Origin of the sequence: Pseudomonas sp. PS01298 (assembly GCF_029959745.1) — a bacterium.
GTDB classification, from domain to species: Bacteria; Pseudomonadota; Gammaproteobacteria; order Pseudomonadales; family Pseudomonadaceae; genus Aquipseudomonas; species Aquipseudomonas aylmerensis.
On the sequence record NZ_JASCPP010000002.1, the window covers coordinates 116,723 to 137,025 of the forward strand.

Sequence of the window (20,303 nt, forward strand, 5' to 3'; positions counted from 1 at the left end):
GAAAGGCACGACCATGCAAAACCGCATCCTCCATTCCCGTCTTGCCCAGCGCGCCGCCGTGGCACTGGGCGCCGCCACGCTGCCCGCGCTGTCGTTCGCGCAGGGGCTTCCCCAGTTGGAGAACCCGACCCGCGGCACCGGCAACGGCATCATGGAAACGATCAGGAACTACGGCTACGACATCATCATGCTCGTGGCGCTCCTGGTCGTGGCGTCGATGTTTATCGGCGTCTGCTACCACGCCTACGGCACCTACGCGGAAATCCACACCGGCCGCAAGACCTGGGGCCAGTTCGGCCTCACCGTCGCGATCGGTGCCGTGCTGCTCGTGATCGGCATCTGGCTGCTCACCGAAGCCACCGGCATCCTGTAAGGCGAGGCCGGTATGTCCGAGCAGCAGCACGTCCGTGCGGACGGGACGGTCACGTTCCTTCCGCACCGGCTCAACCGCCATCCCGTTGTCGTGCGCGGCCTCACCGCCGACGAACTGTGGATCTGCTGCGGCCTGTCCGGCGCCGCCGGCCTGCTGGTCGGTGCGCCGCTGTCCTGGGTGTTCCGCACGATCGCCATCGCGCCGACGTTCGTCGTCCTGGGCGTGGCCCTGGGCGTCTTCATCGGCGGCGGCATCCTGCGCCGGCTCAAGCGCGGGCGTCCCGATACCTGGCTGTACCGGCAACTGCAATGGCGCATCGCCACGCGCCATCCGCTGATGGCGGGATGGGTAGGCGGCCACGTGCTGATCTCGCGCTCCGGCTTCTGGTCCACCCGAAGGTCTGCCGCAAGGGGGGCACGATGAGCCGGTTCAAGAACGAGATCACCCACCTGCAGGCGCACATCAAGACGCTTCGCCTGGGGGCTGGCGCGCTGGTCATCGTCGCCCTGGTCATGGGCGGGGGCTGGTGGAGCGCGCCGCGCGACCTGACCATCCACGTCCCGCCCGACCTGCGCTCCGGCAGCACCCGCAAGTGGTGGGAAGTGCCGCCCGAATCGGTCTATGCGTTCACGTTCTACGTGTTCCAGACCCTCAACCGCTGGCCGACGAACGGCGAAGAGGACTATCCGCGCAACCTCCACACGCTCTCGCCGTACCTCACCCCGTCCTGCCAGGCCTTCCTGCGCGCGGACTACGACTACCGCCGCAGCACGGGCGAGCTGCGCCAGCGCGTGCGCGGTATCTACGAAATCCCCGGCCGCGGCTATGGCGACGACCCCACGGCGCGCGTGCGCGTGGTCTCCGACCGCGACTGGGTGGTGACGCTCGACATCACCGCCGACGAGTACTACGGCGCCGAGCAGGTTAAGCGCGCGCTCGTGCGCTACCCGGTGAAGGTCACGCGGGTGGACGTCGATCCAGCCCGCAACCCGTTCGGCCTGGCGCTGGACTGCTACGACGGCGCGCCCCAACGCATCAGCGCCCCGGAGCCGACGCGCCCGGCGCCTGGCGGCCTGTCTTCGCAAGCGCCCCAAGGAGGAAACACCCCATGAAGCATCCTGCATTCACGCTGCTGGGGCTGTTGGCCGTGGCCACCACAGTGGTCATGTCCCCCGCCGCCCGCGCGGTCGAAATCCTGCGCTGGGAACGCATGCCGCTCGCGCTGCCGCTGAAGGTAGGCCAGGAGCGCATCGTGTTCATCGACCGGAACGTCCGCGTGGGCGTGCCGGCGGGCGTGGGCGAACGCCTGCGCGTGCAGAGCGCGGGTGGCGCGGTGTACCTGCGCGCCAGCGAGCCGATCGAGCCCACGCGGCTGCAATTGCAGGACGCCGACACGGGCGCGCTGTTCCTGCTCGACATCGCGGCCGAGCCGCCCAAGGACGGCGAGGCCGAGCTGGAGCCGGTGCGCATCGTCGAGGGCAGCAGCACCCCGGCGCGCTATGGCGATCAGGCAGGCGGTGCCGATGAGGCCCCGGCACGCGCCCAGAATCAGACAGGCGCTCATGCGGCGCGGCGCGAAACCCCGGTTTCGGTCGTCCTGACGCGCTTCGCCGCTCAGAACCTTTACGCGCCCCTGCGCACCGTGGAGCCGCTGCCAGGCGTCATGCGGGTGAACCTGCGCCGTGACCTCGACCTCGGCACGCTGATGCCGACGCTGCCGGTGCGCGCGGTCGCGCTCGCGTCGTGGCGTCTGGAAGACCAGTGGGTCACCGCCGTGCGTCTGACCAACAGCAGCAGCGGCTGGGTCACGCTCGACCCGCGCGTGCTGCAAGGCGACTTCCTCACCGCAACCTTCCAGCACGAATCATTGGGTCCGCGCGGATCTCCCGAGGACACGACCGTCCTGTACCTGGTGACGCGTGGGCACGGCCTCGCGCAATCGCTGCTGCCGGCGATCCACCGCTTCGACCCCGCTGCGCACCTGGCGCAGCCGGAAGCTGAAGCCGACGACGGCAAGGGGGCCCGCCATGCGCAGTAACGGCCTGCTCAAGTGGCTGATGATCCCGGTCGCCTTGCTGGTGCTGTTCGTTGCCATCCGGCTGTTCTCCGGCGGAAGCACGTCGGCACCGCCCGCTGCGGATGCCGGCTCCAAGCTCACGCCCGAGGAAATGAAGGCATTGGGCATCGAAGGCGATACCCCCCGCGATACCGTGGCAACGCTCGTCGCCCAGGTAAAGCAGTTGCGTACCGAGCTTCAGACCGCGCTAACCGACAACAAGTCGCAGCGCGAGGAAAACCAGCGGCTGCGCCAGCGCGAGAACTCCATCGATCAACGCATCAATTCGGCCCTCGAATCCGAGCGCTCGAACCTGCGCCGCGACCAGGAACAGGCGACCAGTGCGCGCCAGCAGACTGAAGGGCTGCTCGCCGACCTGCAGCGGCGTCTGGACAGCATCGGCGGGCGTGGCGGCGGCCATGCCGATCTGCCTGTGGGCCTGGGGCTGCGCGATGGCGACGAAGCCGGCATGGAAGGCGGCGTGCGGTGGGTCGAACCGGACGACGCGAAGAAGGCCGAGGGCCGCAACAACGGTCGTGGCACGGGCAGCGGCATGAGCTTCCCGACGAGCTTCGGCCCCGCGCAAAGCACGCTGGAAACCACCATGGAGAACGTGGCGAACGCCGGCGCACGTGCAGCAGGCGTCAAGAGCGCCAAGCCGGTCTATACCGTGCCGACCAACTCCACGCTGATGGGCTCCGTGGCGATGACGGCGCTGATCGGCCGCGTACCGATCGACGGGACGGTGAACGATCCGTACCCCTTCAAGGTGCTGGTCGGGCCGGACAACCTCACGGCCAATGGGATTGATATTCCCGACGTGGCCGGCGCTGTGTTCAGCGGAACCGCCTCGGGCGACTGGACGCTCTCATGCGTGCGCGGCCAGGTGCGCAGTATCACCTTCGTCTTCAACGACGGCACGATTCGCACCATCCCCGAAGACCGCGAAGGCAATCAGCAGAACAACCAGCAGCGCGACGGCCTAGGCTGGATCAGCGATCCGCACGGCATCCCCTGCGTCAGCGGCGAGCGGCGCAGCAATGCCCAGCAATACCTCGGCTCGCAGGCCCTGATCACGGCGGCCGGTGCCGGCGTGGCCTCGCTCATCGAGAGCGACAGCGGCCGCATGTCCTATGTCGGCTCGGACGGTTCCATCGGCACCGTGGGCATCAGCGGCCAGGAAGCAGTCGGCCAGATCCTCGCGGGCGGCGTCCGTGACATGTCGGCCTGGGTCAACAAGCTCTACGGCCAGGCCTTCGCCGCCGTCTATGTGCAGCCCGGCGCCAAGGTCGCTGTCCACCTCGAAAAACCGCTGGCCATCGATCACGACCCCGAAGGCCGCAAGGTCGATCACCGTGCAGGAGAAAGCCATGCGCTCGAACTCGATTAAGGGCCTGGCGCTGGCCCTCGCCGTCGCTGTGCTCGGCGGCTGCGCCACCAGCAAGGAAGAACTGCTGACCCATAGCGACCGCACCATGATGGACATCTGGCAGCAGGAAACGGGTGGCGGCGGCGGTGGCACCGGCCAGGTCGCGCGCCGGCAGTTGCTCGACGCGCGCCAGAGCCTGCGCCGGCCGCTGACCGAGGCCGACGTGCAGGCCGCGCCCGCCGAACAGATGCGCTACACGCGCACGGCACGCAACGAGGTCTATCGCCAGTTTCACCGCCTGCCCAATCCCGACCTGGTGATGTACGTGTACCCGCACTTGGCGGGCACGGACCCCGTACCCGTGCCGGGCTACACGACGGTCTTCCCCCTGTACCAACGGGTGCAGTACGCCATGCCGGGCGAGCGCGTGGAGGACTACTGATGCGCTGGAAACTACCCTGGTCGAAGTTTGCCGCATCCGGCGCCGGCGATGACGAGCAGCCGGACGGCTGGCAGCGCCACGTCGACGCCTTGCACCAGGCCGGCATCCCCGAACCCGGTGCAGCACTCCAAGGCCGCAGGCCGGCGACGGTAGCCAACGAGCAGGCGCTGTACGACGTCGCGCCGTCGTTCGCGGAACTGCTGCCTTGGGTGGAGTTCCTGCCGCAGTCGAAGTCCATGCTGCTGGAGGATGGGCAGTCGGTCGCTGCCTTCTACGAGCTGGTGCCGCTGGGCACCGAGGGCCGGGAACCCGGCTGGCTCGCGCATGCCCGCGACGCCTTGGAGAACGCGCTCCAGGACTCGTTCGATGAGCTGGACGAAAACCCCTGGGTGCTCCAGCTCTACGCCCAGGACGAACCCAGCTTCGACCAGTACATGGAGAACCTGCGCAACTACGTGCAGCCGCGCGCCCGCGGCACCGCGTTCACCGAGTTCTACCTTCGCTTCTTCAGCCACCACCTGCGCGCGGTCGCCAAGCCCGGTGGACTTTTCGAGGACACGGTAGTGACTCGCCTTCGCTGGCGCGGCCAGACGCGGCGGGTTCGCATGGTCGTCTATCGGCGTGCCACCGGGCAGGCGAACCGCCGCGGCCAGACGCCCGAGCAGATGTTGAACATCGTCTGCGACCGCCTGTGCGGCGGCTTGGCGAACGCCGGCATCCAGGCACGGCGCATGGTCGCAGCCGACGTCCACGACTGGCTGCTGCGGTGGTTCAATCCGCGCCCGGCGATGCTCGGGCCGAGTGCAGAGGATCGGGAGCGCTTCTACGCGCTGGCGCGCTACCCCGACGAGGCCGAGGACGGCGAAATCGAGCTGGCGAGCGGTCGGGATTTCAGCCAGCGGCTGTTCTTCGGTCAGCCACGCTCCGACGTGGAGCACGGCACCTGGTACTTCGACGGCATGCCGCATCGCGTGTTAATCACCGACCGCCTGCGTATGCCGCCCGGCACCGGACACCTGACAGGCGAAACCCGCAAAGGGGATGCGATCAACACGCTGTTCGACCAGATGCCGGAAGACACCCTGATGTGTCTCACGATGGTCGCCACGCCGCAGGATGTGCTGGAAGCGGACCTCAACCACCTGGCGAAGAAGGCGGTGGGCGAGACGCTGGCGTCGGAGCAGACGCTCAAGGACGTGCAGGAGGCACGGTCCCTGATCGGCAGCGCGCACAAGCTCTACCGGGGAACGCTGGCGTTCTACCTGCGCGGACGCGACGAAGCGGAACTGGACCGGCGCGGCCTGGACCTGGCGAACGTCATGCTCAACGCCGGCTTGCAGCCGGTGCGCGAGGACGACGAGGTGGCACCGCTCAACAGCTACTTGCGCTGGCTGCCGTGCTGCTACAACCCTGGCCAGGATCGGCGCAAGTGGTACACCCAACTGATGTTCGCGCAGCACATCGCGAACGTGTCGCCGGTGTGGGGCCGCGCCCAAGGTACGGGGCACCCCGGCATCACGATGTTCAATCGCGGTGGCGGCCCGATTACGTTTGACCCCTTGAACAGATTGGATCGGCAGATGAACGCCCATCTGTTTCTGTTCGGCCCTACGGGCTCGGGGAAGTCCGCAACGCTTAACAACCTCTTGAACCAAGTCACGGCGATATACCGCCCGCGGCTGTTCATCGTGGAGGCCGGCAACAGCTTCGGTCTGTTCAGCGACTTCGCACGCAAGCTCGGGCTGACGGTGAACCGGGTCAAGCTGGCCCCTGGCTCGGGCATCAGCCTGGCACCGTTCGCCGATGCGCGCCGGCTGATCGAAACGCCGAGCGACGTGCAGACACTCGATGCCGATGCGCTGGACGAGGACGTACCCCCCGACGCCTCAGCCATGGAAGCGGACGAGCAGCGCGACGTGCTGGGCGAACTGGAGATCACGGCCAGGCTGATGATCACGGGCGGCGAAGACAAGGAAGAAGCCCGGATGACGCGGGCCGACCGCTCGTTAATCCGGCAGTGCATCCTCGACGCCGCCGAGCACTGCCACGGTGGAGGTGGTAGCGAGAAGCGCACCGTTCTCACGCGCGACGTGCGCAACGCGCTGCGCACCCGCGGCCAGGACCCGACGCTGCCCGAGATGCGCCGCGTGCGGCTGCTGGAGATGGCGGACGCAATGGACATGTTCTGCCAAGGCACGGACGGCGAGATGTTCGACCGCGACGGCACGCCGTGGCCCGAGGCCGACATCACCCTGGTCGATCTGGCGACATACGCCCGCGAAGGCTACAACGCGCAGCTCTCCATCGCCTACATCAGCTTGATCAGCACGGTGAACAACATCGCTGAGCGCGACCAGTATTTGGGGCGCCCGATCATCAACGTGACCGACGAAGGTCACGTGATCACCAAGAACCCGCTGCTCGCTCCCTACGTGGTCAAGATCACAAAAATGTGGCGGAAGCTAGGGGCCTGGTTTTGGCTGGCTACACAAAATATCGACGATCTGCCGCGCGCCGCGGAGCCCATGCTCAACATGATCGAGTGGTGGATCTGTCTCAGCATGCCGCCCGATGAAGTCGAGAAGATCGCGCGGTTCCGCGAACTCTCGCCTGCGCAGAAGGCGCTGATGCTTTCGGCGCGCAAAGAGGCGGGGAAATTCACAGAAGGCGTCATCCTCTCCAAGAGCATGGAAGTGCTGTTCCGCGCCGTGCCGCCGAGCCTGTACCTCGCCCTCGCGCAGACAGAACCCGAGGAGAAGGCCGAACGCTACCAGCTCATGCAGCAGTACGGCTGCACCGAACTGGAAGCGGCTTTCAAGGTGGCCGAGAAGATCGACCAGGCACGCGGCATCGAGTCGCAGGCCCTGGAACTGTCGTAAACCGGAGAACGCCATGGACCAGAAACGTCCTTCCATTCCGATGCAGGTCCAGGCGTTCCGCCGTCGCCGCTGGCCCTGGGTATTGGCTGCTGCGCTGGTCGCGCTGCTGCTGATCTGGCTCGTGTCCCGGTCGCCCGGCGGATCCTCAGCGCCGTCGCCCGCGCCGGTCAGCACGGCGCAGGTCGCTGGGCCACCCTGGCAGATGGGCAACCCTGACGGCCGTTTCACGCTGACACTCTATGCCGACCTGGAATGCCCGTTCTGCCGGGAGTACTTCCCGCAGCTCAAGCGGTGGGTCGGCAGCAACACCGACGTCGCACTGCAATGGCATCACCAGCCGCTGGCTGCGCACGAGCCTGCCGCGTCGGACGAGGCACGTCTGGCCGAGTGCGCTGCCGAAGCAGGCGGGCATGCGGCGTTCTGGCAGGCGGTCGAATGGGTCTATGCCCACACGCGCAGCGACGGCCAGGGCTTGCCCGATGGCTTGCGCTACCCAGAAACAACGTCAGCCATCGAGCAGTGCATGGCGAGTGAGCGGCCCAACGCGGCCATCAGCGCCCAGGCCGCGGAAGCGACCAAGAGCGGCGTGACCGCCACGCCGTCGCTGCGACTGCTCGATCGCCAGACGGGCCAGGCCATCGTGCTGCAAGGGCCGATCGAGGGCGATGCCTTGCTCTCGGCCATGGACATGCTGGCGGCCGGGGAAATGTCCAGCGACGCGGCGGGTTCGCCCGCCACCCCCACATCCGAGATGCCTGCCGACGTTGTCGGCGACATGCCCAGGTAGCCCTCGGTCTTTGAGGCTACGGTGCGGATCGCCGCGCTGACCGCTACCCGTTCGCTTCGCATCCCGGCTGCGAACAATCACCGCTGCGCGGTGATAGATGCACCTTGTTCCGCTGTTTCCATCCCCAGGAGGGCTTGCCCTCTCAGGCTGGCGCCCTCCGTTCACATTCTGGAGGTTCGCCATGTCACTCGTCGTCAATGACTCCTGCGTGGAGCCACGTTTTGCCCCAGCGTCCCAATCCGATGACTGGATCATCCGGCAAGCCATCGCGCTGCTGGAGCAGCGGGTCTTCAAGAAGGGGCCTTCCCTGGATCAGCCTGCGGCCGTTAAGGACTACCTGCGCCTGAAACTGGCCGCCGAGCCCAACGAAATCTTCGCCGTCGTGTATTTGAACAACATGCACGAGGTACTGGCCTATGAACCGACGTTCAAAGGCACAGTCCATTCGACCACGGTACATGCGCGCCCGATCGTGCAGCGTGCCCTGGAACTGAACGCTGCTGCGGTCATTTTCAGCCACCAACACCCTTCGGGCTGCACGGACCCATCGAGCGCGGATCGCGCGTTGACCCAAACGCTGAGGGCCGCGTTGTCGCTGATCGACGTGAGGGTGCTGGATCACCTGATCGTCGGCCAAGGCACGCCGTACTCGTTCGCGGAATCCGGCCTGCTGTAGCGACGGCATCGGCTCCCTGATCCACGCGGAGGCTTCGGCCTCCGCTTTTTCGTGGGCGCGAGACAAGCAGGTATGCGGGCAGTGCGCGATGCGCATTGTTTGTTGGGGCCGCATCGGCTTCGCGTTTGACTACTGCTCTGATCAACTTCAAGGGCACGCGACATGCCAGCATCTCTTTCCAGGTTCGCGCCGGGCTGGCGAACCCTCGGCCTGGCCGTGGCGCTGCCGGCAGCCCTGGCCGTTTTCAGCCCGGCCACCTTCGCCGCCGACGTGGTGGTCGTCACCGACAGCCGCCACCCGGTCAAGAACAGGGGCGGCGAGCAGCTGATCGAGCTGGACGAAGCCCACCGGATTGAAGCGGAGCTTTCCGCGGGACTGCCCACCGACCCCGAACAGGCGACGGCCATCGTCAAGCGCCGGCTGAATGTCGGCGGTGCCGATCTACAGCGCCGCATCGCTTCCGCATACCAAGGCGTCACCGACGCATGGAGCCTGGGCATCACCAGCATTCCAGCCGTCGTGGTGGACAAACGCTACGTGGTCTATGGCGAGCCGGACGTGGCTCGCGCTGTCGCGCGCATCGAGCAGCACCGGAGGAACCAGCCGTGACCCGACCATTCGACCTGATGCGCCGCCTGCGCGCTGGCGTGGCTTCGTTGCTGCTGCTCAGCGCCACGGGTAGCTACGCCCTCAATACAGCGACCGTCATCGGATCGGTGGCATCGCCCGACTGCCTCGAATACCGCGTCGTCGGCATCTGCTACTGGCTCTATTGCACATGGACGGGCTGCACCGTGCGCACGTCCACGAAAGTGCGCCACTACGTTCCCGACGCGGTGGTGTCGTCGTACTCGAATACCGGCGAAAACCCCTGGGTCGAAGTCCGGGCAATGGGCACACCCAACCCGTCGGCCCAAGCGGGCGGCGATGGGACCACAAACGAGGATCACGAAAACAATCTCGCAAAATTCAAAAACGCGGACGTCATCGGCCACCCCGGTGCCGAGGTGTTCAACCAGTTCGCCTCGTCGTCGGGCTACTTCTGTGAGGGCGCGGGCACGGCGTTCATGCCGTACTTGCTCAGCACCCTGGATACGCTGGCCTGGCGCTACAACGTGCCCGAGATGGCCTACCCGGAAGCGCTGATTCCGGGCCGGCGCGAGGTCGGCGCACGCACCACGATGAACCTGTGGGGCAACGTGTATCCCCGTGGCGGCTTCCTGCACCAAACCGACGACTTCAAGGCCAGCGCAGTGGTGGCCCAGCGTGCGGGCGATGTGGTCACTCGCCGGGGGCAGATCCACGTCTATCAGCCGTTGCTCGCGAACTCCCGCGACGGCTACTGGCCAGCCGGCGCGCTGATGGAGGGCGATGCCTCGACCGGCAAGTGGCAAGAACTCACGCCCGTCCTGTCGTCGTCCTGCACGGTCTTCCCGCGCAGCGGCTTCCTTACCCAGGCGCAGCAAGGCGACTACGCATGGGCGCTGTGGCGGCCGTATGCCTGCTGCTCACGCCGTGGCCAGGTGTTCCTGGGCAGCGTCGATTTCCTCTGAGGTGGTGCCATGAAGTTCCGTCCTGCATTCAATCCGTTGTCCCGCCGGGCACGTCGCACGGAGATCGTCCTGGCGCTCGCCGGCGCGCTCGCGCTCGGCAGCGGCGTGGCCTGGGGTCAACTGGGATACCAGACCAGCGGCAGCGTCATCGGCGATGACGTCATGTACTCGATCGGCGGCGGCAACGCCGTGTCGATGGGACGTGCGGCCGGCATGCGCTCTCTCGGCGTCGGCGTGGGCTGGAACAGCAACTTGATCTGCGGCGATATGAGCATCCAGACCACGTTGAAGAACCAACTGAATGGCATCACCAACGGCTTCCAGCAAATCATGTCGTCGGTGATCCAGAGTGCCACCAGTGCGGTGGCATCGTTGCCCGCGCTGATCATCCAGCGGGCCGATCCCGGTCTGTACAACCTGCTCACCAATGGCGTGCTGCAGGCGCGACTCGATTTCGACCGTTCCAAGCTGACGTGCCGTGCGATGGCCGAGAAGATGGCCGAAACGGCGGGTGGACAACTCGGCTGGAGCCAGATGGCAGAAGGGCTGGCGTTGCGCGATGCCGTGTCGAGTACCGACGCGGTCTCGGCCATCGAGCAAGCAGAGACACGCCGCGGCAACGATGGCGTGCCCTGGGTCGGAGGCAGCAATGCGGGCGGCTCCGGCCAACCAGCGATCAGGGTCGTCGGCGATGTCACCCGTGCCGGCTACAACCTGGTCAACGGCCGCGGCGTAACCGACACCTCGTCCATCGCGCCGGCCAGTTGCAGCAGTCTCTCGTGCCAGACCTGGACCTCGCCGCAGGCCGCCGTCGAGTGGGCTACGCGCGTGCTCGGCGAGAAGGAGCAGCGCACGTGCGATGCCTGCACCAAGACCGAGACGACGCCGGGCGTCGGGCTCACTCCGCTGATCCAGGAAGAGTACGATGCCAAGCTGCAGGCGCTCCAGGACCTGGTGACCAAGGCGAAGAACACGACGCCGGAGAACCTGCGCGAGGCCGGCAGTGCGTCGCTGCCCATCACGCGCGGCGTGATCGAGGCGCTGCGCGACGAGCCCGACCAGCACCTGCTTTCGCAGCGCCTGGCGTCCGAGGTCGCGCTGGCGTCCGTGCTGGAGAAGGCGCTCCTGCTGCAGCGCACGCTGCTCACGGGCAAGAAGGAGCCCAATGTCGCGGCCAACGAGCTTGCCGTGGAAGCCGTGAACCACGAGAGCGACACACTCGACCGCGAGATTCGCAACCTCAAGACCGAACTGGAGCTGCGGCGCGAGCTGGCGAACAACTCGCCCATGGCGATCATCCAGCGCCACGGCGCGCGCGCGGCCGGCTCGCGCGGCATCTACGAGGGCGATCCTGTGCCGGACCGTCTCGACCAGCTCCAGAAGGGCAATCCGGGGAGTCGGCCATGAGCCCGGCGCGCATGGCATGGCGGCCGCTGCGCTGGCTGTTCAGCCGGCGCGCGGCGAAGACGCTGCTGTGGCTGGTGCTGATCGTTGCCGCCGCCGTGGGGGCGAACGTCGCGGGCATCTACCTGGTCGGCAGCGTTGCAGGCTGGGAACGGTGGCTGGCGGCCTCCGCAGGGTATTTCTTCATCTGGCGGCTGTGCGTGTACGTGGCAACGGTCTATGGATGGTTCTGGATGCGCCGCCGGGTGCTGGCCCGGGAAGACCAAAGTGGGACAGATGGCCAGGCGCGGCGCCGGTTGATCCGCACCGAAGTCGCCGGCGTCGTCGCCATCGTCGCGCTGGAAGCCAGCCTGCTGATGCAGGCCGCTTGAGGGGAGATCGGGACCATGACGCTCTTCACAACCGACTATCTGGAGTACTACCTCACCCTTGTGTCCTGGATCGTCAACAACGGTATCTGGGCCGTGCTGGTGTCCAGCGGGGTGTTTGCGCTGCCTTTCGTCGCCATCGTCGTGCAGGAGTGGCTGAAGGCTCGTGCGGAAGGCGCCGACGAAGGCAACAAGGGGGTGCTCTCGGCCGCTCGTATCGAGAATCGGGTCTTCGTCGCCATCGTGGTGGTGATGTTCGCCGGCATTCCGTTCATCGACGTGGATCTCAGCACCATCCAGTACGACAGCTCGCGCTCGGCGCAGTGCCAGGTCAGCGTGCCGCAGCCCACGGAAACCGGCTGGTCGCAGTCATTCAGCACCATCAACAACCAGTCGGCGAAGGTACCGGTCTGGTGGGCCTTCATGCACGCGCTCTCGCGCGCCGTCACGAGCGCCTCGGTAGCGGCGATCCCGTGCGGTACGGACCTGCGGCAGATGAGGATGGAGATCGACGCGACCCGCATTGACGACCCGGTACTGGCTCAGGAAGTCGCGGACTTCTCTCGGGATTGCTATGGGCCTGCGCGGGCCAAACTGTTCATGCAGCGCCCGGATCTCGATGAGCAGCAGATGCACGACGTGACCTGGATCGGCTCGCGCTTTTTCACGGACACGGGTGGCTACTACGACAGCTACCGCTCCAGCACGGCGCGCGAGGCATGGCCCTATGACGACACCCGCGATGCTGGCCTCGCGCAGGTTGCCAATGGCGGCGGCTACCCGACTTGCAGGCAGTGGTGGTCAGACGGCAGCAACGGCCTGCGGGCACGCCTGCTGGGGAAAGTGGACCCGACCCTACTGAATCGCCTGGCGGGCTGGGCCGGGTTCCTCAGCCGGGCCGAGGTGGACGATTCGGTGATTCGCGCCATCGCGTCACCGCGGCAGCAGAAACTGAACCAGGGCAGCGTCTATACGGACTACGGCGGCCAGATCGACAAGACCCTGCCGAACATCGTGACGCGCGCCACAGGCGACGTCGGGATGGCCGTCGGCGCGATTGCTGCGTTTCCCGCCATGGACGTCGTGCGCCAATCCCTGCCCATGGTGCTCGCCTTGCTGAAGATGGCGCTGGTCATCTGCATCCCGCTGGTGCTAGTCGTGGGCACCTATGACCTGAAGACGGTCGTCACCGTCAGCGTGGTGCAGTTCGCGCTGTTCTTCACGGACTTCTGGTTCCAACTCGCACGCTGGATCGATTCAACGATTCTGGACGCGCTTTATGGCTGGGGTTTTGGCTGGAACCGGCCGCACACCAACTTCGACCCGCTGGTGGGGCTGAACAACGCCTTCGGTGACATGCTCCTGATGTTCATCACGGGCACCATGTTCATCGTGCTACCTACCTTCTGGATCATGGCCTTGGCTTGGGCGGGTGTTCGCGCCGGTAACGTGCTGCAAGGACTCGCTGGTGCCACTGGCGATGCCAAGGCTGCCGGTGGGAAGGGAGGAAGTATCGCGATCAATGCCGTGTCGAAGAAGTAATCACTGCTAGTCATCCTCGACATGAGGATCAATGCGAAAACCGTCGTAGGTGTACAAGCCGAACCCGGCTGGTCCGTTTCGCCATTCTGGCTCGGGCAACTCCTCGCCCAGGTCGGTATTGCGGGCCATCCAGGCAACGACTATGACGCACACCAGCAGCAGAGCCAGCCAGAAGGTGGTGTACAGCAGCGCCCCGAGCGCGGCCAACTTGACCACCCACACGAGCGCGACAGCGCCAGCTATCGGCACTCCCTTGGAGATCAACCAGTTCGACGCCCGTCGTTCGCCGCGCGCATAGGCACGCCATCCGCGGCCAAAGGTGCGGCCGAGGCGTTCTGCGGTGCTGGTGCGGGTCGTCGTGGTCATGGTCGTCTCCTGCTGTTGAGGAATGCCTATTTCACTTTGCTCCAATTCATTCGGTTTGAGGCTTCAATGCGCTTTCTTGCTGCTTCAGGACGCTTCGTCCTCCGGCTCCACCGGGCCGGGATCGAGTTCCAAGCCGATGCGATAGGTGGTAACGAACCGCGGCCAGTCCACATGGTCAACCAAGTCGATGTCCTCGACAACGCTGATCTTGGCTCCCGCACGCTCGAACAGGGCGATGCTCTTGGCGGGATAGTTGTTGCGCGACGGATAGAGCACTCCGTCGAACAGCGCCTGGCCGTCATCTCCGAGCATCGCATGCACCTGGGCGGACACCTGCTGCGTGTACGTGTAGTCGCGGCTGGCCAATTGCTCCAGATTCAGGCCGAAGTAGCTTGCCATGACGCCCGGCGCCGTGAGGTCAGCCAGGAGCATGTCGTCCAGAACTCCTACTGCGCGCACCATCCGGGCCTGGACTTCTTTCAGCGTGATCGAGCGATTGGTGTCCGCAAGCCACTGGTGCTTGTGAAACACCGACTCCATCAGCGCCGTGGGCAGGTCGCGCCCCAGGTAGAGCACGCCGTAGGCTCCCGCCGGGTCATCGTAGCGATTCGTGCTGCTGCGGCCATAGTACAGCGGGCTGCCCCGATAGACGACGCGGCTCACATGCTGGAGCAGTTCACCGGCATCGATCAGGAACGAAGGCAGCTCGTGGCTCATGGCGATCTCGCTTCAATGCACCTGTACGCCCAGCACGTTGAACACAGCCTCGGCCACGTCATCGATCGTGCCATGCGTCACCGCATCCACCGGCGAGCGACCGCCCAAGCCTTCGAGTGGTTCGGACAGCGCGCGGTAGATCGTCCAGTGGTCGATGCCCTCGACCTCCTGGAGCACGGTTTGGGTCAACTGCTGCTTCACCGGGTCGAGCTGCCAGTCGGGCAGCTTCTGGCCGCGCGGCCCCACGTTCAGCGCCAGCAGCCGACGGGCGAGGATGTCCTTGTAGATTTGCTGGCGCGACTTGTCCGCCAGCTTGGCGAACTCGGCAGGCGGCAGGTTGTCCGGCTGGTTGAAGGCTTCCAGCAGCACGGCGCGGCCTCGCTGGACGTCGGTTTCAGTCGGTGCCCAGCGCGTGTCGGCGCGCAGCGCGGCCGCCTTTCGCTCCAAGGCCTGCGCCACCGTTTCACCTTCCAGGTTGGCGGGCAGCTTCACCGCCTCCACGCGCTCGTGGATAAACGCCTGCAACTCGGCCGCGAAAGCCGGGGCATCCCGGATTTCGACGGTATCCGCGAAGCGGCGCACATCCTCCACCGTGACGCGCGGCAGCCGGTCGGCAATGAATTCGATGGCAGTGGACATGGTCATCTCCCAGGTAGGTTTGAGACAGGATTCACTCTAGTCGCCTTTGTCGCCTTTGTCAATCTAGTCGCATGAATGGGAGTCTACCTGGCGGCTGTAGCGTCTCGGCAGCATAGGCCGCGGCCAGCGCGGGGCCGCTGTCCAATCCATTCGTGCGGGTTCCGCATTGACACTGGAGCCGCAACCCAGGGGCCGCTATACCGAAACGGTGAAAGGCCAAAGGGTCGAAACGGCAAGGGAATGGGGTGCAAGGGGAAAGGCCCTACCTCGAAAAGGCAAAAAGGCCTCCCGCCCGGCCCGCCATCAGGACACCGACATGCTCTCCCTGTTCCAGCGAAAACGTCCTCCGGTCGCTGCCGCGCCGTCGCCAGCATCTGCCACCGACCTCCTGAAAGGGCTGACGCGGCCGGAGTCGGCTGCCTCGCTGCTGGCCACCCCGCGCCGGCAGAAGCTGATGGAACACATCTGGCAGCGCACCTCGCTCTCGCGAAGGCAGTTCGCCACCCTGTACCGCACGCCACTGGAGCGCTACGCCGAGCTGGTCCAGGGGTTCCCGGCCTCCGAAGCGCACCATCACGCCTACCCGGGCGGCATGCTCGACCATGGCCTGGAAATCGTCGCCTACAGCCTGAAGCTGCGGCAGTCCCATCTGCTGCCCATAGGCGCCAGCCCTGAAGACCAGGCCGCGCAAGCCGAGGCGTGGACTGCTGCGATCGCGTACGCGGCCCTGTTGCACGACATCGGCAAGATCGCCGTGGACCTGCAGGTCGAACTGGCCGACGGCAGCACTTGGCACCCTTGGCATGGCCCGCTGCGCCAGCCGTACCGCTTCCGCTACCGGGAGGATCGCGAGTACCGCCTGCACAGCGCCGCCACGAGCCTGCTGTACCACCAGTTGCTCAACCGCGACATTCTCGACTGGCTCAGCGGCTATCCGTCATTGTGGGCGCCGCTGCTTTACGTTCTTGCCGGGCAGTACGAGCACGCCGGGGTGCTCGGCGAGTTGGTCGTGCAGGCAGACCGCGCCTCCGTCGCCCAGGAGCTGGGCGGCGATCCCGCGCGCGCCATGGCCGCACCCAAGCACTCGCTCCAACGCAAGCTGGTGAACGGGCTTCGCTACCTGCTCAAGGAAGAGCTGAAACTGAACCAGCCTGAAGCCTCCGATGGCTGGCTCACCGAGGACTCGCTATGGCTGGTGAGCAAGACGGTCTCGGACAAGCTCCGAGCGCACTTGCTGTCCCAGGGCGTTGATGGCATCCCTGCGAACAACACTGCGGTGTTCAACGTGCTCCAGGACCACGGCATGTTGCAGCCGACGCCAGACGGCAAGGCGATCTGGCGCGCGACCGTGACCAGTTCCACCGGCTGGTCCCACTCGTTCACCCTGTTGCGGGTGGCGCCTGCACTGATTTGGGAGCCTGGCGAGCGGCCCGCGCCGTTCGCCGGGACGGTGGCGATTGATACGGGCTCCACGGACAACGAGGCCGATGGGCCACTCCCACTTCCCCCAGATGATGTGCAGCCCGCCGCAGCGAGCCAAGAGGCGCTGCCATGGGAAGAAGCTGGTAGCACCGCTTCGGCTCCTTCGCCCAGGCCCCAAACCAAGGCCGATGTCATGGAGGACATGCTGGCGATGGTGGGTCTACGGGATTCGTCCGGCATGGCGCGGGAGGCGGAAGCCGCCGCGGGCGAGGTGGATGCAACGCCCCCGGGAGCGCCCTCACTAATCTCGGTCACCGCTACGCCTTCATCACCGTTGCCCATGTCCCCGGTCGCGCAGCCCTCCGGCGAGCATTTCATGGCATGGCTGCAACAGGGCATAGCCTCGCGGCGGCTAATAATCAACGACGCGAAAGCGCTCGTACACACCGTGAGCGATACGGCGTACCTGGTAAGCCCAGGCGTCTTCCAGCGGTATGCACAAGAGCACCCGCAGGTGGAAGCACTGGCCAGGCGAGAGAATCAGCAGGACTGGCAGTGGGTACAGAAACGCTTCGAACGACTGCAACTGCACCGTAAACAGCCCAACGGCCTGAACATCTGGACCTGCGAAGTCACCGGCCCACGCAAGGCGCGTCAGTTACACGGCTATCTCCTGCAGAGCCCGCTGCAACTATTCCAAGACCCGCCCCCCAACAATCCTTATCTGAAAACCGGGGGCGTCTCTCCGGCGCCGTGACTAAGTCGCGATTTCGATAATGTCTCCGGCCCCGCGTGCATAGATCAGGGCATAGTCCAAGGTGCTTGGCGTTTGCGCATGCAGAAACAGCAACGGCGCCCCCGGCACAACCCGATCGCCAACCTGCACCCTCAGATCCACGCCAGCTGCCGGGTTGTCCGGAGCGCCGGCCAACTTCGCCAGCCGGGACAGTTTGCGATTGTCGATCCCCACCACCTTGCCGGCGCTGGCAGCGACCAAGGGCAGCACGCAAGGGGCGCGTGGCGGTTCTCGCATTCCGCCTTGAGCATCGCAGATGCGCTGAAACTTCTCCCACGCGAGCCCCTCGTCTAGAGTGCGCAAGGCCAACGCCATGCCTCCTCCTGCTGGCGCAGCGCCCCCCATCTCCAACACTGCGCCGGCAACCACAGCGGCTCGTTGGCGAAGATCGGCCGGCGCCCCCTCGTCATTGCGCAATACGGCCAGCACATCCCGGGCTTCCAGCGCCGGGCCGATGCCGCGGCCGACGGGCTGAGTGCCGTCCGTATACAGGCAATGCACGGCGAGACCGAAGTATGTGGCAGTGGCGGTCAACTTCGAGCCCAGCAGTTGAGCGGCCTCCTGGCTACGTACCTTGGCGGTAGGTCCGACAGGAATATCGATGACGACATGCGTCGCGCCGGCCGCGATCTTCTTGGACAACACCGAGGCGATCAGTTGTCCCTCCGTATCGATGTCTAATTCACGCTCAACGCGTACAAAAATGTCGTCGGCTGGGGACAAGTGCATGGAACCACCCCACGCCAGGCAGCCGCCTTCGCGCTTGACCACATCGCGCAGCTTGTCTAGGCTGAGGTCGACAGGTGCTAAAGTTTCCATGGTATCGGCGGTGCCGGCAGGCGATGTGATGGCGCGTGACGAGGTCTTGGGCATTAGCAGGCCGTTCGCCGTCACAATCGCCACGACGATGGGTGTGGTGCGGTTGCCCGGCAATCCGCCGACGCAGTGCTTGTCGACGACCATCTGGGCCCCCCATTTCAAGCGCTCACCCACCTGAACCATCGCGCGGGTCAGATCGACGGTCTCTTGTTCGTCCAGCGGCAGGGTGGAAGTGGCGGTCAGGAACGCAGCCAGATGCACATCCGTGTAGCGCCCCTTCACGACGTCGCCGACGATGGCGGTCATGTCCTGCATGTTCAGGCGCTGACCGTAGATCCGCTTGCGCACGCCGGCCAGCGAGTCCAGTAACGGCGGATGGCGCACCTCGACGGTATCGCCTGCATGCAACCCCAAGGCGTCCCAGGCGTCTTCGGACAAGGCCACCTGCTCGGGCGCCAGGCGCTCATCGTCCTCGATCTGGTACAGCTGGGCGAGCAGCTCGCGCTCCCCCGCCCTGACCAGCACCTGCGATCGCGACGCGAGTCCTTCAGCGAGGCAGACATAGGAATCCCTGCGCATGACAGCGACAGCTTGGTGCTGCGCATGCAGGCGCATCCGCACCGCTACCATGGCTGGTGCAACGGGTACTGCAGCAGCAGCGCCTGGCGTTCCTACGACAGCGCTCACAGCTTGAACTCCTGACCCTGCCGTGGAACCGTGGCCTGCCAGCCCAGGTCACGTTGCACCCGCTCGCGCAGCGCCTCGGATGCACTTGGCTCGCCGTGAACGATAAAAACATTCTTGGGTGGACGCTGGAAACCGGCCAGCCAACGCATCAACTCGTCGCTGTCGGCATGCGCGGACAGCCCGGGGAGCTCGGCGACCTCGGCTTTCACTGGCACCCACTGGCCATGGATCTTCGTCTCTTTTGCACCTTCGAGCAGCTTGCGTCCGCGCGTGCCCGCAGCCTGAAACCCAGAGAACAGTAGCGTATTAAGGTGATGGGGGCCGAAAGCAGCGATGTGATGCAAGACGCGTCCGCCGGTGGCCATGCCGCTGGCAGAAATGATCACCTTGGGATAACGGTTGGCGGACAACGCTTTAGACTCTTCTACATCGCGCACGCAAGTGATCGCTTCGCATGCCGCCGTGTAATCTTGTACTGAAAGCCGATGGTCGTCCGGGTAGGCATGCATCAGTTCCGTAGCACTGGTCGCCATAGGACTGTCCAGAAAAATCGGAACATTGTTCAAACGACCAGCGCGGCGCAGCAGCCACAGATCGTAGATGAGCGACTGGGCACGGCCGACCGCGAATGCCGGAACCACCACCGTACCGCCTCGCTTCACGGTGCGCTCGATCACCGCCCCCAGAGCTTCGACCGGATCGCTGTGCTCGTGGCGACGGTCGCCGTAGGTTGATTCGATCACCACATAGTCAGCCTCGGGCACGCTTTCGGGCGCATGCATCACCAGGTCGTCATAGCGTCCGAGATCACCGGAAAACACGATGCGCCGGCCGCCGATGTCGATCTGTGCCGTGGCGGCACCAAGGATGTGTCCTGCCCGTCGGAGCAACAACGTGCCTCCGCCGGGCAGCGCAACCTCCCTATGAAGCGGTGCTGTGGCGAACATGCCGATCGCGCGCTCGGCGTCGGCGACCCGGTACAGAGGCAGGGCAGGCTTGTGCTTGCTGAAACCTTTGCGATTGGCGAACTCGGCATCCTTTTCCTGCAAGAAGGCACTGTCACGCAGGATCAACGCAGCCACATCGCGCGTGGCGGGAGTGGCGTATATCGGCCCGGAGAAACCATTGAGCACGAATCTCGGCAGATAACCGCAGTGGTCCAGATGGCCGTGGGTGAGAACGGCTGCGTCCACGTCTTCTGGATTGACAGCCAGTTGCTGCCAATTGAGCTCGCGCAAGTTCTTCAGGCCCTGAAACAAGCCGCAATCGATCAGAATGCGGGTGTCGTCGCAGGTCAGCAGGTGCTTGGAGCCCGTGACGGTGCCGGCTCCGCCGAGGCTGGTCAATGAGAGCATTCTTCTTTTCCTTGTCCTAAAGATTCTTGGTCAATGCAGTTGGCCGCTTGTGT

20 protein-coding genes are annotated in these 20,303 nt (G+C 65.6%); 15 read left to right on the forward strand and 5 right to left on the reverse strand.

The genetic code is table 11. The annotated features are described in order from the left end of the window. The first annotated feature begins 13 nt into the window (after window positions 1-13). The 14 genes from QMX97_RS01755 to QMX97_RS01820 all read left to right on the forward strand — a co-directional run bounded on the left by QMX97_RS01755 (window position 14) and on the right by QMX97_RS01820 (window position 13,449). Complete coding sequence (locus tag QMX97_RS01755) at window positions 14-373, forward strand: TIGR03745 family integrating conjugative element membrane protein (RefSeq protein ID WP_033472245.1); 360 nt, start codon at window positions 14-16, stop codon at window positions 371-373. A gap of 12 nt (window positions 374-385) precedes the next feature. Beyond that, window positions 386-796: a TIGR03750 family conjugal transfer protein gene (locus QMX97_RS01760; RefSeq protein ID WP_034032892.1), complete on the forward strand. Its 411-nt coding sequence runs from the start codon at window positions 386-388 to the stop codon at window positions 794-796. Beyond that, on the forward strand, window positions 793-1,485 hold the full coding sequence (locus QMX97_RS01765) for a PFL_4703 family integrating conjugative element protein (protein ID WP_034032889.1): 693 nt from the start codon (window positions 793-795) through the stop codon (window positions 1,483-1,485). Before QMX97_RS01760 ends, QMX97_RS01765 begins: the two co-directional genes overlap by 4 nt. After that, a complete protein-coding gene (locus tag QMX97_RS01770) occupies window positions 1,482-2,411 on the forward strand; it encodes a TIGR03749 family integrating conjugative element protein (RefSeq protein ID WP_034032886.1) in 930 nt (309 codons plus the stop codon). Before QMX97_RS01765 ends, QMX97_RS01770 begins: the two co-directional genes overlap by 4 nt. Next, window positions 2,401-3,819 carry a TIGR03752 family integrating conjugative element protein gene (locus tag QMX97_RS01775; RefSeq protein ID WP_034032883.1) on the forward strand — a complete coding sequence of 473 codons (1,419 nt, stop codon included), beginning with the start codon at window positions 2,401-2,403 and terminating at the stop codon, window positions 3,817-3,819. Before QMX97_RS01770 ends, QMX97_RS01775 begins: the two co-directional genes overlap by 11 nt. Further along, window positions 3,800-4,240 carry a TIGR03751 family conjugal transfer lipoprotein gene (locus QMX97_RS01780; protein WP_034032881.1) on the forward strand — a complete coding sequence of 147 codons (441 nt, stop codon included), beginning with the start codon at window positions 3,800-3,802 and terminating at the stop codon, window positions 4,238-4,240. Before QMX97_RS01775 ends, QMX97_RS01780 begins: the two co-directional genes overlap by 20 nt. Beyond that, on the forward strand, window positions 4,240-7,119 hold the full coding sequence (locus tag QMX97_RS01785) for a conjugative transfer ATPase (RefSeq protein WP_034032880.1): 2,880 nt from the start codon (window positions 4,240-4,242) through the stop codon (window positions 7,117-7,119). Before QMX97_RS01780 ends, QMX97_RS01785 begins: the two co-directional genes overlap by 1 nt. A gap of 13 nt (window positions 7,120-7,132) precedes the next feature. Further along, entirely contained in the window at window positions 7,133-7,906 is a 774-nt protein-coding gene (locus tag QMX97_RS01790; protein WP_034032879.1) for a DsbA family protein, read from the forward strand. Between the two features lie 181 nt (window positions 7,907-8,087). Then, entirely contained in the window at window positions 8,088-8,582 is a 495-nt protein-coding gene (locus QMX97_RS01795) for a JAB domain-containing protein (protein ID WP_034032877.1), read from the forward strand. 162 nt (window positions 8,583-8,744) lie between these two features. Continuing rightward, window positions 8,745-9,191 (forward strand): TIGR03757 family integrating conjugative element protein, encoded by a 447-nt coding sequence (locus QMX97_RS01800; protein ID WP_034032876.1) that lies wholly within the window; start codon window positions 8,745-8,747, stop codon window positions 9,189-9,191. Next, complete coding sequence (locus QMX97_RS01805; protein WP_050159447.1) at window positions 9,188-10,135, forward strand: TIGR03756 family integrating conjugative element protein; 948 nt, start codon at window positions 9,188-9,190, stop codon at window positions 10,133-10,135. The genes QMX97_RS01800 and QMX97_RS01805 overlap by 4 nt, the downstream gene beginning before the upstream one ends. Before the next feature lie 9 nt (window positions 10,136-10,144). Further along, window positions 10,145-11,542 (forward strand): integrating conjugative element protein, encoded by a 1,398-nt coding sequence (locus QMX97_RS01810; protein WP_034032874.1) that lies wholly within the window; start codon window positions 10,145-10,147, stop codon window positions 11,540-11,542. Beyond that, window positions 11,539-11,910 carry a hypothetical protein gene (locus QMX97_RS01815; protein ID WP_034032873.1) on the forward strand — a complete coding sequence of 124 codons (372 nt, stop codon included), beginning with the start codon at window positions 11,539-11,541 and terminating at the stop codon, window positions 11,908-11,910. Before QMX97_RS01810 ends, QMX97_RS01815 begins: the two co-directional genes overlap by 4 nt. A 15-nt stretch (window positions 11,911-11,925) precedes the next feature. Beyond that, a complete protein-coding gene (locus QMX97_RS01820) occupies window positions 11,926-13,449 on the forward strand; it encodes a conjugal transfer protein TraG N-terminal domain-containing protein (protein WP_034032870.1) in 1,524 nt (507 codons plus the stop codon). Between the two features lie 6 nt (window positions 13,450-13,455). Here QMX97_RS01820 and QMX97_RS01825 read toward each other — a convergent pair whose 3' ends face one another. From QMX97_RS01825 to QMX97_RS01835, 3 genes are all read right to left on the reverse strand, one after another. Further along, window positions 13,456-13,815 (reverse strand): DUF3742 family protein, encoded by a 360-nt coding sequence (locus QMX97_RS01825; protein ID WP_034032869.1) that lies wholly within the window; start codon window positions 13,813-13,815, stop codon window positions 13,456-13,458. 84 nt (window positions 13,816-13,899) lie between these two features. Next, complete coding sequence (locus QMX97_RS01830; RefSeq protein WP_034032868.1) at window positions 13,900-14,532, reverse strand: RES family NAD+ phosphorylase; 633 nt, start codon at window positions 14,530-14,532, stop codon at window positions 13,900-13,902. Window positions 14,533-14,544: 12 nt separating this feature from the next. Then, the gene (locus QMX97_RS01835) at window positions 14,545-15,171 is read right to left on the reverse strand and encodes a hypothetical protein (RefSeq protein WP_034032952.1); all 627 of its coding nucleotides are present in this window, start codon (window positions 15,169-15,171) and stop codon (window positions 14,545-14,547) included. Window positions 15,172-15,487: 316 nt separating this feature from the next. Here QMX97_RS01835 and mobH point away from each other — a divergent pair, with 316 nt between their 5' ends. After that, window positions 15,488-17,350, forward strand: coding sequence for a MobH family relaxase (gene mobH, locus QMX97_RS01840; protein ID WP_034032866.1), 1,863 nt, complete (start codon window positions 15,488-15,490; stop codon window positions 17,348-17,350). On the opposite strand, the gene QMX97_RS01845 is transcribed toward mobH, so the two are convergent. Together QMX97_RS01845 and QMX97_RS01850 are read right to left on the reverse strand one after the other, a co-directional pair. Beyond that, on the reverse strand, window positions 17,351-18,823 hold the full coding sequence (locus QMX97_RS01845; RefSeq protein WP_079388760.1) for a thymidine phosphorylase family protein: 1,473 nt from the start codon (window positions 18,821-18,823) through the stop codon (window positions 17,351-17,353). 68 nt (window positions 18,824-18,891) lie between these two features. Then, window positions 18,892-20,250 carry an MBL fold metallo-hydrolase gene (locus QMX97_RS01850; protein ID WP_034032863.1) on the reverse strand — a complete coding sequence of 453 codons (1,359 nt, stop codon included), beginning with the start codon at window positions 20,248-20,250 and terminating at the stop codon, window positions 18,892-18,894. Window positions 20,251-20,303: the final 53 nt, after the last annotated feature.